Raw genomic sequence first — 14139 nt, 5'->3', positions numbered from 1 at the left:
GTTATCCACTTAACCGCCTTTACCATGAACGCATTATCTGAATAAAAAGGAACGGCATTAGTATGTGAAAATTGGTTCTTTTTAATCCTCGAACAGAATATCGTGACGACCCAAACCAATACTATTACTAGTCCATCACCGTCACTGTTTTGATGCGACCAGCGGTTGACGAGAGAATGCCGACAAGAGAAAATTTTCACAATTAAATTTAGTTAGTATCAGACATGTATTCCCAATTGCTTGCACCTATTAAGGACTTCTTAGGCTGTGAAACGCCTGATGGCTGGATTACCGAGGCACGTAAACCAGAAAATCTGGCTGCGCTATTGATTGATCATTGTAACTGCGAATGGAAAGCGGCCGCGACCGCCGGTAAATTGCTGCGAAAATACGCAGTGTCATCACAAGACGCTGTAGTGAATATGTTGAAACCTTACGAGTTCTTTCTGTTTCGCTTTGATAAGTGGTCAGTAGATGAATTCCAGCGCTGGTTTTTTCCTGCTGGAGCGGCAACAGCTAGCAATAGCGATGTGAAAGCCGCAAAACAGGCGCTTTATCTGTTGGACAAACATGTTGCTGACCTGCCTTCCGCGCGGTCAGTATCGCAATGGGCGGACAGCCAAAGCCATTTACTGGCTCAGGTAGTATCCGACACCGAGGAAACTGATGTCTGCTACAAACCATTGTTACCTCGGGCCGATTTTGCACAAAGTGATGATCTGATTGCCAAAATGGTGCGATTAATCAAAGAGGAGTTACATCATTTCGATCAAGTGCTGGAAATTATGCAGGCACGCAATATTCCCTACAGCAATGTTCCAGCAGGGCGCTATGCCAAAGGGTTGTTAACGCAGGTGACAACGCATGAGCCACAGACCTTGATTGATAAATTGATTGTGGGCGCCCTGATTGAAGCTCGCTCATGTGAGCGTTTTGCTAAACTCGCCCCATATCTGGACGAGGAACTCGGGCGTTTTTATGTCTCGTTGCTGCGTTCAGAAGCGCGCCATTATCAGGATTATCTGTCACTGGCTCGAGCCGTTGCTGGTGGTGATATCAGTGACAGAATAGGGCAATTAGTGGCGGCAGAAGCACATCTGATAATGACAAGCGATGCGGAGTTCCGTTTCCACAGTGGCATTCCTGCCTAGTTAGCCGATTAAGCGAACGGCAGCGTTTGCAGTTCGATGGTATCCTGACTGACTTTCAGAATACTGCCTTGCTGATACCAGTCGCCCACCACCGCTCGTTGCTGCCCATGACCCAGTTCATGGATCGCTGGTCGATGAGTATGTCCGTGGATCATCAATGAAGCACCGGATTGAGCCAATAGCTTGGACACTTCATCAACGGTGACATCCATGATCTGCTCGGGTTTGATCTGATTTTGCTGCTGACTGTTGCGACGCAGTTTGGCGGCGATATTCACGCGCAGTTGTTGTGGCAGATGGCGATAACACCATTGCACGAATGGGCGATTACGAAAGCGGCGAAAGCGTTGATAATCATGATCCAGTGTACACAGGCTATCCCCATGCAGCACCACCGATTCCCGACCATATAACGATAGTACCTGAACTTCAGGTAGCAGCTTCATACCGGCTTGCCTGGCGTAATCTTGGCTTAACAAAAAATCGCGATTGCCATGGATGAAATAGATGGGTAGCTGAAGACTAACCGTTTTAAGATGTGTCGCGATGTCTATAGCAAAGGGTTCTGCCAGATCATCACCCACCCACACTTCAAACAGGTCACCTAAAATATAGAGCGCTTCAGTCCCCGCTAGCTGCGTATCAAGAAAGCGGATGAAAGCTTGTGTGATATCTGGGCGATCTGCACTCAAATGCAGATCGCCGATAAAAAGTGTGTGCATACGCGCTTATTCGCTGATGGTCACTTTTTCGATCACAACGGCTTCCAGTGGTACATCCTGATGCATGCCTCTATTGCCGGTGCTGACTTCCTTGATCTTGTTGACCACGTCCATACCTTCAACTACTTCACCAAATACGCAATAACCCCAACCCTGCATTGATTCACTTTTGAAATCCAGGAAAGTGTTGTCGTTAACGTTGATGAAGAACTGCGCGGTCGCAGAATGGGGATCTGAGGTGCGCGCCATCGCGATGGTGCCAGTCTTGTTGGACAGGCCATTGTTGGCTTCATTTTTGACCGGGGCATTTGTTGGCTTTTGCTGCATGTCGGCAGTGAAACCGCCACCCTGGATCATAAATCCATCGATAACACGGTGAAAAATGGTGCCATCAAAAAAACCTTCGCTGGCGTATTGCGCAAAGTTGGCTGCTGTCTGTGGGGCTTTCTCTTCATTCAGGGCTAATTTGATATCGCCATGATTTGTGTGCAGTGTGATCATAATTTTTCCTTTGGACAAATTTCGTGGGCGGATTCTAACTTATCCGGGAATGGCGTTAAAGGGCGGTATTCAACTGCCTGTGCCAATGCTAAACTCTTGGTCCAGTTTACCCTTTTCGTTATTTTTGTTTAAGAGAACGTCAATGTTGAAGATCTACAACAGTCTGAGTCGCCAAAAAGAGGAATTCAAACCCATTGCTCCCGGTAAGGTGGGTATGTATGTGTGTGGCGTTACCATCTACGATCTGTGTCATATCGGTCATGGTAGGACTTTTGTCTCTTTTGACATGATAGTGCGTTATCTGCGTTATGCAGGCTATGAAGTGAATTTTTTGCGTAATATTACTGATGTTGATGACAAGATCATTAAGCGCGCTAATGAAAATGGCGAAAGCTGTGAGTCACTTACCGAGCGGTTGATTGCCGATATGCATGCAGATTTTGATGCATTGAACATGTTACGCCCGGATATGGAACCGCGCGCCACGTTGCATATCGCTGACATCATCGAAATGGTGCAGCAGTTGATTGACCGCGGTCATGCCTATGTGGCGGCAGATGGCGATGTGCTGTTTAGTGTGGGGTCCTTCCCAGCGTATGGTCGTCTGTCTGGGCAGGATTTGGATCAGCTGCAGGCCGGGGCTCGTGTCGAAGTCGACGAAAACAAACGTAATCCGATGGATTTTGTGCTGTGGAAAATGTCCAAACCGGGCGAGCCAACCTGGGATTCACCTTGGGGCGCGGGTCGTCCTGGCTGGCATATTGAATGCTCGGCTATGAACAGCAAACATCTGGGGGATCATTTTGATATTCATGGTGGTGGTTCTGACTTGATGTTCCCCCATCATGAAAATGAAATTGCCCAGTCCTGCTGTGCCCATGACACTAAGTATGTCAATTACTGGATGCACACCGGTATGGTGATGGTGGACAAAGAGAAGATGTCCAAATCACTGGGCAACTTTTTTACCATTCGCGATGTGCTGGCGCACTATGATGCCGAAACTGTGCGCTATTTTTTGTTGTCCGGCCATTACCGCAGCCAGCTCAACTACTCTGAGGATAACCTCAAGCAGGCGCGTGCCTCGCTTGAGCGTCTGTACACCGCGTTAAAAGATTTAGACCTCAGCGTTGCACCAGCTGCGGCCACTGAGTACGTCGAACGTTTCAAAGCCGCAATGGACGATGATTTCAATACGCCAGAAGCATACTCGGTACTGTTTGATATGGTGCGTGAGATCAACCGCCTGAAAGCCACTGATCTGGCGGCCGCTGCTGCGTTGGCTGTGGCAATGAAGCAGCTTGCTGATGTATTGGGTATTCTCAGTTCGTCTCCAGAAGCTTTTCTGCAAGGGCAGGGGAGTGATGAAGAAGTCGCCGAAATTGAAGCGCTGATCACCGAGCGTAATCGTGCCCGTAAAGAGAAAGATTGGGCGGCCGCCGATAAAGCACGGGATCGTCTCAATGAGCTGGGGGTTATTCTCGAAGATGGTGCAAGTGGCACCACTTGGCGCAAGAAATAATTGCTTTCCTAAATAAATAATAAAGCCAGCAATTTGCTGGCTTTATGTTTACATCAATGCAGCGACAGTTGATCAGTCGTGATAGCGTTCTGCCGCATATAAGGTGTTTTCTAGCAGACTGGCAATGGTCATGGGCCCTACGCCCCCTGGAACTGGCGTGATAAATGAGGCACGCTCTGCTGCAACATCAAACTGCACATCACCCACCAGATGGCCATCTTCCAAACGGTTAATGCCGACATCAATCACAATGGCACCAGGCTTTATCCACTCACCAGGAATGAAACCGGGTTTACCAACAGCGACCACCAATAAATCCGCGCGGCTGACTTTATCCTGTAAATCGTGAGTAAAACGGTGACAAGTGGTAGTGGTACAGCCAGCCAATAGCAGTTCAAGTGTCATGGGACGACCCACGATATTCGATGCTCCAACAACGACTGCATCCATCCCGTGCAGGTCCACCCCGGTGGATTTAATCAAGGTCATGATGCCCATCGGTGTACAAGAACGTAATTGCGGAATTCGTTGCGCCAAGCGGCCAACGTTGTAGGGATGAAAACCATCCACGTCCTTATCCGGACGGATACGTTCAATGACTTTAGCGTCTTCAATCTGCACCGGAAGCGGCAACTGTACTAGAATGCCATCGATACTTTTGTCATTGTTTAGCGTGTCAATCAACTCCAGCAATTCTGCCTCGGAGGTTGACTCTGGCATATCATAGGAGCGAGACACATAGCCCACTTCTTCACAGGCTTTACGTTTACTCCCCACATATACCTGTGAAGCGGGATCTTCGCCGACCAACACAACGGCCAGTCCCGGAAGACGTTTACCTGCGGCACGGCGATCAGCGACTTTCTGCTTTAGTTCTTTTCTTATGGATTGGGCTATCGCTTTGCCATCAATTAATTGAGCGGTCATGGGTGTAGGGTATCCTTTATATATGGCGCGATGAGTAATTTGAGCGGCGATATTTTAGCAGCGGGGGAGGTTAGTGTCATGGTTAAACGCGACCGTGAACACAGAATTTCCATTGTGTCGCATTAAAAAACAGCAGCCAGTGTGGTAGACCAAAAAAATGATTGACGCTACCTGGGTGAATCGCTAAGATGCGCTCCGTTCTTGAGATACGCCGCCCAGTGGCGATTATCTTGGAAGTCGCTGACAAAAATATCGGCGATAACCTGACAGATTTCGGTGATTAGCGCAGTCCGGTAGCGCATCTGGTTTGGGACCAGAGGGTCAGAGGTTCGAATCCTCTATCACCGACCAAATTTTAGATAATGCAAACGCGTTGTCTGGCCTGGTTAGGATGCAGGCAATGGCCTGCAGACCCTGCGCCCGTAGCTCAGTTGGATAGAGCATCCGCCTTCTAAGCGGATGGTCGCAGGTTCGAATCCTGCCGGGCGTACCACTTTCAGTGGTGACTGTAGCTCAGTTGGTAGAGTCCCGGATTGTGATTCCGGTTGTCGTGGGTTCGAGCCCCATCAGTCACCCCATTATTTCATTAAAAAAAGCGACCTCAGGTCGCTTTTTTTATGTCTTTTCCGGACCATTGTGGCTCGACTCATTAGATAAGCGTCGATATAATGCTGCGTCTTGATAACTATGAACATTGTGCGACCGGAGCCGAAATTCAGTTCTGATGGGCATTCCAGTCAAATACAAAATCAAGAGCCGAATACCTGAATAGCTGAATGAGTTCGGCTATTAAAAGGACGTTAGACACATTTCGAGGTAAAACAATGCAAGTTTCTGTTGAAACAACCCAAGGCCTGGAGCGTCGCCTGACCATTTCTGTTCCTGCCGAGCAGATCGAGAAACTGGTTAAAGACAGTCTGCAACGTGAAGCCAAGCGCGCCCGTATCCCCGGTTTTCGCCCAGGTAAAGTCCCTGCAAGTGTGATTGAAAAACGTTATGGCAAAGCGATTCGCCAGGACATCACTGGTGAAGTGATGCAGCGTAACTTTGTTGAAGCTATTATTGCAGAGAAACTGAATCCTGCTGGCGCACCTACATTGGTACCTGGTGCTACTTCAGCGGAGAGTTTCGAATTTACTGCCACTTTTGAAGTGTATCCTGAAGTTCAACTGCAGGCGCTGGACGCTATTGAAGTTGAACAGCCGGTAGCAGAAGTGCTGGATGCTGATGTAGACAACATGATCGAAACTCTGCGTAAGCAGCATGCGACTTATGACGCCGTTGAACGTGCTGCTGAAGATGGTGACAAAGTTGTCATTAACTTTACTGGTAGCATCGACGGTGAAGAATTTGAGGGTGGCAAAGCAGAAGACTTTGAACTGCAGATCGGTAGTGGCCGTATGATCCCTGGTTTTGAAGAGGGCGTAACAGGTCATAAAGCCGGTGAAGAGTTTGATATCGATGTGACTTTCCCTGAAGAGTATCACGCTGAAAATCTTAAAGGAAAAGCCGCCAAATTCGCTATCGTTGTGAAATCTGTAAAAGGTGCACAGCTGCCAGAAGTGAACGATGAGTTTGCCAGCCTGTTCGGTATCAAGGACGGTGGTGTTGACGCACTGAAAGCTGAAATCCGTAAGAATATGGAACGTGAGCTGCAGCAGGCACTGAAGAGCAACGTTAAAGAACAAGTTCTGAACGGTTTGCTGGCTGGTCACGAAGTCGAGTTGCCAAAAGCCCTGGTTGACGGTGAAGTTGATGTACTGCGTCGTCAGGCGCTGCAGCGCTTTGGTGGTCAGAACGCTAAGATGCCAGAACTGCCAGCAGAGCTGTTTGCAGAACAGGCTGAGCGTCGCGTGAAGATTGGTTTGTTGCTGGGTGAAGTGATCAAAACTAACGAGCTGCAACCAGAAGATGAGCGTGTTCAGGCGCAGATCGCTTCTATGGCATCAGCATACGAAGATCCAAAAGAAGTGATCGAATACTACAACAGCAATAAAGAGCTGATGCAGAGTATGCGTAACCTGGCGCTGGAAGAACAAGCTGTTGAAGTTATTTTAAAATCTGCCAAAGTGACCGAAAAGACTGTCGCTTTTGAAGATTTTATGAACAAGGCTGCCGGTAGAGCCTAACCTACGCTTGACTTGTTAAGCCATTAGCCATTTATAATGGCCCGTATGAGGTCCCTCATGCGGGCCATTTTTTTACAGGGAATATCAGGAATGCAGACAGCACCGGAATCCATTATGAACGCGTTAATTCCTATGGTTGTGGAACAAACCTCCAAAGGTGAACGCTCTTATGACATTTACTCTCGTTTGTTGAAAGAGAGGGTGATTTTTCTGGTTGGTCAGGTTGAAGAACATATGGCTAATCTGATCGTCGCGCAGTTGCTGTTTCTGGAGTCTGAAAATCCGGACAAAGATATCTCTCTTTATATCAATTCTCCTGGCGGTTCAGTGACTGCTGGCATGGCAATTTATGACACCATGCAGTTCATTAAACCCGACGTCAGTACGGTTTGTATCGGTCAAGCGGCCAGTATGGGGGCATTTTTACTGGCAGGCGGGGCAAAAGATAAACGCCATTGTTTGCCTAATTCGCGGGTGATGATCCATCAACCGCTGGGTGGTTTCCAGGGGCAGGCATCCGATATTGCTATCCATGCGCAGGAAATTTTGGGTATCAAGAACAAACTGAACCAGATCCTGTCAGAGCACACTGGCCAACCATTAGAAGTGATTGAGCGTGACACTGACCGCGATAATTTTATGAGTGCGACTCAAGCGATGGAATATGGCTTGGTTGACTCCGTGATAAGTAAGCGAGACTGATAGCTTTAGGCTGAATTTTGCTGCACGCTGGGCTATGCTCAAAGAGTAGCTAAAAGCAGTGTGACAGGTGGACACTGCATATGAGGAAAAGTGATGGGTGACAATAAAGGCAACGGTGATAACGGTAAACTGCTGTACTGCTCTTTTTGCGGTAAGAGTCAGCATGAAGTACGTAAGCTTATTGCCGGTCCTTCCGTATATGTGTGTGATGAATGTGTTGAGTTATGCAACGACATCATCCGTGAAGAGATAAAGGATATCTCGCCGAAGAGAGATCATGACAAGTTACCGACGCCGCATGAGTTGCGGGCACACTTGGATGATTATGTTATTGGCCAGGAACAGGCTAAAAAGGTGCTCTCGGTAGCGGTATACAACCACTATAAGCGTCTAAAGCATTCAGTACCTAAAGATGGCGTCGAATTGGGTAAGAGTAATATTCTACTTATCGGGCCTACCGGTAGTGGTAAAACCTTACTGGCAGAAACGTTAGCCCGTTTCCTAGATGTGCCATTTACCATGGCTGACGCCACGACATTGACTGAAGCAGGCTATGTCGGTGAAGACGTTGAAAATATCATCCAGAAACTGCTGCAGAAGTGCGATTATGATGTGGAAAAGGCACAGCGCGGTATTGTTTATATTGATGAAATCGACAAGATTAGCCGCAAGTCTGATAACCCCTCTATTACCCGTGACGTGTCTGGTGAGGGCGTGCAGCAGGCGTTGCTGAAACTCATCGAGGGAACCGTCGCTGCGGTACCGCCACAAGGCGGACGCAAGCATCCTCAGCAGGAGTTTTTGCAGGTCGATACCTCGCGGATCCTGTTTATCTGTGGTGGTGCGTTTGCTGGGTTGGAAAAAGTGATTGAGCAGCGTTCTCATATCGGTAGTGGTATTGGTTTCGGCGCTCAGGTAAAAGGCCAGGCAGATAAGAAAAATATCAGTGATACCTTGTTAGATGTCGAGCCAGGAGACTTAGTTAAATACGGTCTTATTCCTGAGTTTATTGGCCGTTTGCCAGTTGTGGCTACTTTATCCGAGTTGGATGAGGCGGCACTGGTACAAATTCTGTCTGAACCGAAAAATGCTATCACCAAGCAGTTTTCAGCCTTGTTTGAGATGGAAAATGTGGAGCTAGAATTCCGTGAAGATGCACTGAAAGCCATCGCTCAGAAAGCGATGACCAGAAAAACCGGTGCCCGCGGCTTGCGCTCTATTGTTGAAGCAATACTGCTTAACACCATGTACGATCTGCCATCGCTGAAAAATGTGGTGAAAGTGGTAGTGGACGAATCTGTGGTCAAAGGCGAATCTGCGCCAATTTTGATTTATGAGAACAGTGAATCTCAAGCCGCCTCTGGTGAACACTAAATAAGCACGTGTTTATCTTCATAAAAATAAAGGAGTCCGAGTGACTCCTTTTTTTATATTTGCCATTGAAAGCAATAAAGCAGCCCCAATATACTCACAGTAATACATTTAACTGAAACGGAATCGAACTATGACCATAGAGCGTGAAGCGCGAATCGAATTACCCGTGCTGCCACTAAGAGATGTGGTGGTATATCCCCATATGGTAATTCCGTTATTCGTGGGACGAGAGAAGTCCATCCGTTGTCTGGAGTCGGCAATGGCACAGGATAAACAGATTATCCTGGTTGCCCAGCGTGACGCCGATCTCGATGAACCTACTGCTGACGATATTTTCGATGTGGGTACGGTTGCCTCCATTCTGCAGTTGCTCAAACTGCCAGATGGTACTGTCAAGGTATTGGTAGAAGGTGGTCGTCGCGCCAAGATTGAGCAGTATGTGCAAGAAGAAGAATTCTTTATTGCCACCGCGCATTATCTGGAGTCTCAGCCGCTAGAGGACCGTGAAGAAGAAGTCCTGGTGCGCAGTGCTATTGGTCAGTTTGAAGGCTATATCAAGCTGAATAAAAAGATCCCGCCAGAAGTTCTGACTTCGCTCAGTGGTATCGAAGAAGCCGACCGGCTGGCCGATACTATGGCAGCGCATATGCCTTTGAAATTACAGGATAAACAAGCTGTCCTGGAAATGGTAAATGTTGGCGAGCGGCTGGAATATCTGATGGCTACCATGGAGTCGGAAATCGACCTGCTTCAGGTGGAAAAGCGGATCCGTTCGCGTGTTAAAAAGCAGATGGAAAAAAGCCAGCGTGAGTACTATCTGAATGAGCAGATGAAAGCTATTCAGAAAGAACTCGGCGATCTGGACGAAGGTCATGACGAATTTGAGACCCTCAGTCGTAAGATTGAAGAAGCAGGCATGCCTGAAGAAGCCAAAGAGAAGGCTACTGCTGAATTGAATAAGCTGCGGATGATGTCGCCGATGTCAGCTGAAGCTACGGTAGTGCGCAGTTACGTGGACTGGATGACCTCGGTGCCCTGGAAACAGCGGTCCAAGATCAAACGTGACCTCTCCAAAGCCGAAGTGGTTTTGGATACCGACCATTATGGGTTGGAAAAGGTCAAAGAACGTATTCTAGAGTATCTGGCGGTACAGAGCCGTGTGAAACAGCTTAAAGGGCCTATCCTGTGTTTGGTTGGACCGCCAGGGGTAGGGAAGACTTCGCTGGGACAATCGATTGCCAAAGCAACGGGCCGTAAATATGTGCGCGTGGCATTAGGTGGGGTGCGGGACGAAGCAGAAATCCGTGGGCATCGTCGTACCTACATTGGTTCTATGCCAGGCAAAATCATTCAGAAGATGTCTAAAGTTGGTGTAAAGAACCCTCTGTTCCTGCTCGATGAAATCGACAAGATGAGTTCCGATATGCGCGGTGATCCGGCCTCAGCCTTGCTGGAAGTACTGGACCCAGAACAGAACTCCACTTTCAATGACCATTACCTGGAAGTGGATTATGACTTGTCCGATGTCATGTTCGTGGCAACGTCTAATTCTATGAATATTCCAGGGCCATTGCTTGACCGTATGGAAGTTATTCGTCTGTCTGGATACACCGAAGATGAGAAACTTAACATCGCCAAACAGCATCTGTTGCCGAAACAGATTGAACGTAATGGTCTGAAGCCGAATGAGATTAACGTTGACGACAGTGCCATTGTCGGCATTATCCGTTATTACACTCGTGAAGCGGGGGTGCGTGCGCTAGAACGTGAGCTTTCTAAGATCTGCCGTAAAGTCGTGAAACAGATTTTGCTCGACAAGAACATCCAACATGTGACTGTAGATCAGGATAACCTCAAGTCCTTCTTAGGGGTACAACGGTTCGATTACGGCAAGGCGGAATCTCATAATCAGGTGGGACAGGTCACGGGCTTGGCATGGACTGAAGTCGGCGGTGACTTGCTGACCATTGAAGCCACCTCAGTTCCAGGCAAAGGCAAACTGACCTATACCGGCTCGTTGGGTGATGTAATGCAAGAGTCCATTCAGGCGGCGTTAACGGTAGTCAGAGCACGTTCTGAGCAGTTAGGTATTAATCCGGATTTCTATGAAAAGCGCGATATTCACGTGCATGTGCCTGAAGGTGCGACACCTAAAGATGGTCCGTCAGCCGGTGCCGCGATGTGTACTGCCTTGGTATCCAGCCTGACAGGTAATCCTGTGCGTGCCGATGTCGCGATGACCGGTGAAATCACCTTACGTGGCGAAGTATTACCGATTGGTGGTCTTAAAGAAAAATTATTGGCTGCGCATCGTGGTGGTATCAAGTTAGTGTTGATCCCGAAAGAAAACGAACGCGATTTGGAAGAAATTCCGGCCAATGTAGTCGCTGATTTGGAAATCAAACCAGTGCGTTGGATTGATGAAGTATTGAAATTAGCACTTGAAAGACCCGTTGCAGGGTTTGAAGTTGTAAAAAATTTGGACTGACGCAAAAAATTGCCCAGCCATTTGAAAAAAAATGAAAAAAGGTGGTTAACAAAGCCTAGAGCTGTGGTAGCCTAGGTTCGTGGAGAGCCAGTTGCTCCAAGCCCTTGGAGTGACTGGCTTTGAGCTGTATCCGATTTCATAATTTTGGTTTTCCTACGGGGCTTGAACTTTCAAATCAAGCTTGTTATAAAAGCCTCCGCAGACCGCTCTAGAGAAGGACTTGGTTGCGGTGCATACAATTACATTCAAGGGGATGACATGAACAAATCTGAACTAATCGAGAAAATCGCTTCTGGTGCTGACATTTCCAAAGCCGCTGCCGGCCGCGCACTGGATTCTTTTATCGCTGCTGTGACCGATGGTCTGAAAGATGGCGACAAGATTTCTCTAGTTGGTTTCGGTACTTTTGAAGTACGTGAGCGTGCTGAGCGTACTGGTCGCAACCCACAGACTGGGAAAGAGATCAAAATTGCAGCCGCTAAAATTCCTGCATTCAAAGCAGGTAAAGCACTGAAAGACGCAGTTAATTAATTTCCATAGCGGCCTTGTAAGGCTTCTGTAATAGCACTGCGGCATGCGGTGCTTTTTACGGACTGAAAGGATGGCGATAATGTCGCGTCCGGAGTGTGGTGAAGGTGATACAGCGTCTTTTGAAACACTCCAATAATCATTACAGATAGGCGCATCCCTTCAGTGATGCGTCTTTTTTTTAGAATTTATCGCATAAGCGAGACCACTGATGTTAGATAAAATCCGCGACGGAGCACAAAGTGTCATTGCCAAAGTCATTTTGGTGTTGGTGATCCTGTCCTTTGCATTTGCCGGCGTCAGCAGCTACTTGGGGCGTACTTCACAATCAGCTGTGGCAACGGTAAACGGTGAAGATATTTCTCAAACCGAACTGGAACAGGCATTTCAGAATGAAAAAAACCGTCTGAAACAGCAGTTAGGTGATATGTTCGATACGTTGTCCGGCAATGATGCTTATCTGGCTAATGTTAAGCAGAATGTGTTGCAGCGTTTGATTGCGCAGCGTTTACTGGATCAAGCCGCCAAGAACTTGGGGCTTCGGGTTTCCGACGAACAGATTATTGCCTCAATTCGCAATGAACCGGCTTTCCAGGTAGATGGTCAATTTAACAATGATCGTTACTTAGCCTTGTTGCAGCAATTGGGCTTTAAACCTACCAGTTTCCGCGAAACCATGCGGGCGGATATGACCCGTAGTCAACTTATTAATGCGCTGATTGGTAGTGAATTCGTGTTGAAGGGTGAAGCCAGCGAGTTGGCAAAACTGCAGGCGCAAACCCGAGACATTCAGCTGCTGAAAGTCGATTCAGATCCTTTCCTGAGCCAAGTGAAAGTAACCGATGATGAACTGAAAAAGTTCTATGATGCCAATCCTGATCAGTTCCAGCGTCCAGAAATGGTGAGTCTGGAATATGTGGAGTTGAGTGCTAAATCCTTAGCTGACAAACAACAAGTCAGTGATGCCGACGCACAAGCTTACTACGACCAGCATAAAGACGAATATAAGACCGTTGAGAAACGTTTGGCGGCACATATTCTGATCACCGGTAACGACGCTGCTGCTAAGACCAAAGCTGAGGACATTCATAAGCAATTAGTGAATGGTGCCGATTTTGCTAAATTGGCCAAGCAGGATTCTCAGGATACCTTGAGCGCCGAAAAAGGTGGCGAATTAGGCTGGTTTGAAGCTGGGGTGATGGCTCCTGAATTTGATAAGACCCTGTTCTCGCTCAACAAGGGGGCATATTCAGATGTTGTTCATACTGCTTACGGTTACCACATCATCAAAGTGTTGGATATTCAGCCGAGCGCAGTGGCGAGTTTTGCTGAAGTAAAATCCAAAATTGTTGACAAGTTGAAGATGGATAAAGCTGTTAACGAGTTCTATGGCTTGCAGCAAAAGTTGTCTGATACCAGTTATGAAGTCCCCGATACGCTGGCAGATGCGGCCAAAGTTGTTGGTGCTACTGTACAATCAACTGAACTGTTTAGCCGTGAATCTGCGCCAGAACCATTTCAGCAGCCTGCAATTCTCAAGGCCGCGTTCTCCAGTGACGTGCTTTCTGGAATGAACAGTAACATGCTGGAAGTCGGTGACAATGATGTGATGGTGGTGCGGCTTAAGAAGCATGAAGCAGCAGGTTTGATGGCTTATGACGAAGTGAAAGCGGATATTGAAGGCCGTTTGAAACAACAGAAAGCTAATGATCTGGCTAAAGCAAAAGCTGAAGAGTTGGTCGCCAAACTGAAACAGGGTGATTCCAGTATTGCTCTTGAGGCTCATAGTGCAGTAACTCGCACTGCTCAGGGGATTGATCCAGCGATTGTCGCAAAAGCATTTGAGATGGCTAAAGCCAAAGATGGTTTGAGTATCGACAGTGTCGCTTTAGCGAAAGGTTATGCAGTAGTCGTGTTGGACAAGATCAACAATATTGACACAGCGTCTGCGGATCAGCTCGCAGCGGTCAAACAGCGTTTGAACAGTCAATACAGCGAGGCAGATTACAGTGCTGTGATTGATATGTTGAAGGCTAAGGCTGAAATTACCTATCACACTAACTAAAATCGTGAAACCATAAAAAGCCGGCATTCG

11 protein-coding genes and 3 tRNA genes are annotated in these 14139 nt (G+C 47.6%); 11 read left to right on the top strand and 3 right to left on the bottom strand.

The window, feature by feature from the left end; all coding sequences use genetic code 11:
- Nucleotides 1–224: 224 nt before the first annotated feature.
- Entirely contained in the window at nt 225–1151 is a 927-nt protein-coding gene (gene miaE, locus KDN34_RS10630; protein ID WP_212593761.1) for a tRNA isopentenyl-2-thiomethyl-A-37 hydroxylase MiaE, read from the top strand.
- An 8-nt stretch (nt 1152–1159) separates the two neighbouring features.
- Here the strand turns inward: miaE and KDN34_RS10625 are convergent, their stop codons facing one another.
- Both KDN34_RS10625 and KDN34_RS10620 read right to left on the bottom strand, forming a co-directional pair.
- Entirely contained in the window at nt 1160–1873 is a 714-nt protein-coding gene (locus KDN34_RS10625; protein ID WP_212593760.1) for a UDP-2,3-diacylglucosamine diphosphatase, read from the bottom strand.
- Between the two features lie 6 nt (nt 1874–1879).
- Entirely contained in the window at nt 1880–2374 is a 495-nt protein-coding gene (locus KDN34_RS10620; protein ID WP_212593759.1) for a peptidylprolyl isomerase, read from the bottom strand.
- A 142-nt stretch (nt 2375–2516) separates the two neighbouring features.
- On the opposite strand from KDN34_RS10620, the gene cysS reads away from it, so the two are divergent.
- A complete protein-coding gene (cysS, locus tag KDN34_RS10615; protein ID WP_212593758.1) occupies nt 2517–3896 on the top strand; it encodes a cysteine--tRNA ligase in 1380 nt (459 codons plus the stop codon).
- A gap of 72 nt (nt 3897–3968) precedes the next feature.
- Here the strand turns inward: cysS and folD are convergent, their stop codons facing one another.
- Nucleotides 3969–4823, bottom strand: a complete 855-nt coding sequence (gene folD / locus KDN34_RS10610; protein WP_212593757.1) for a bifunctional methylenetetrahydrofolate dehydrogenase/methenyltetrahydrofolate cyclohydrolase FolD — start codon at nt 4821–4823, stop codon at nt 3969–3971.
- A gap of 274 nt (nt 4824–5097) precedes the next feature.
- Between folD and KDN34_RS10605 the strand changes: the two genes are divergently transcribed.
- The 9 genes from KDN34_RS10605 (at nt 5098) to KDN34_RS10565 (ending at nt 14109) form a co-directional block, all read left to right on the top strand.
- Nucleotides 5098–5174, top strand: a tRNA-Pro gene (locus KDN34_RS10605).
- Between the two features lie 65 nt (nt 5175–5239).
- Nucleotides 5240–5316, top strand: a tRNA-Arg gene (locus tag KDN34_RS10600).
- A gap of 9 nt (nt 5317–5325) precedes the next feature.
- Nucleotides 5326–5401: transfer RNA gene (locus tag KDN34_RS10595), tRNA-His, on the top strand.
- A gap of 246 nt (nt 5402–5647) precedes the next feature.
- The gene (tig, locus tag KDN34_RS10590) at nt 5648–6952 is read left to right on the top strand and encodes a trigger factor (RefSeq protein WP_212593756.1); all 1305 of its coding nucleotides are present in this window, start codon (nt 5648–5650) and stop codon (nt 6950–6952) included.
- 90 nt (nt 6953–7042) lie between these two features.
- Complete coding sequence (clpP, locus tag KDN34_RS10585; protein WP_212593755.1) at nt 7043–7654, top strand: ATP-dependent Clp endopeptidase proteolytic subunit ClpP; 612 nt, start codon at nt 7043–7045, stop codon at nt 7652–7654.
- A 93-nt stretch (nt 7655–7747) separates the two neighbouring features.
- Nucleotides 7748–9028, top strand: a complete 1281-nt coding sequence (clpX, locus tag KDN34_RS10580; protein WP_212593754.1) for an ATP-dependent protease ATP-binding subunit ClpX — start codon at nt 7748–7750, stop codon at nt 9026–9028.
- A 130-nt stretch (nt 9029–9158) separates the two neighbouring features.
- A complete protein-coding gene (gene lon / locus KDN34_RS10575; RefSeq protein ID WP_212593753.1) occupies nt 9159–11516 on the top strand; it encodes an endopeptidase La in 2358 nt (785 codons plus the stop codon).
- Nucleotides 11517–11774: 258 nt separating this feature from the next.
- The gene (gene hupB, locus KDN34_RS10570) at nt 11775–12047 is read left to right on the top strand and encodes a nucleoid-associated protein HU-beta (RefSeq protein ID WP_169563336.1); all 273 of its coding nucleotides are present in this window, start codon (nt 11775–11777) and stop codon (nt 12045–12047) included.
- Nucleotides 12048–12255: 208 nt separating this feature from the next.
- Nucleotides 12256–14109, top strand: coding sequence for a SurA N-terminal domain-containing protein (locus KDN34_RS10565; protein ID WP_212593752.1), 1854 nt, complete (start codon nt 12256–12258; stop codon nt 14107–14109).
- Nucleotides 14110–14139: the final 30 nt, after the last annotated feature.

The sequence above is a fragment of the Shewanella yunxiaonensis genome (assembly GCF_018223345.1).
Taxonomy (GTDB): Bacteria; Pseudomonadota; Gammaproteobacteria; order Enterobacterales; family Shewanellaceae; genus Shewanella; species Shewanella yunxiaonensis.
Note: the sequence above shows the minus strand (reverse complement) of the source record. Positions and strands in the feature narration are given on the sequence as shown.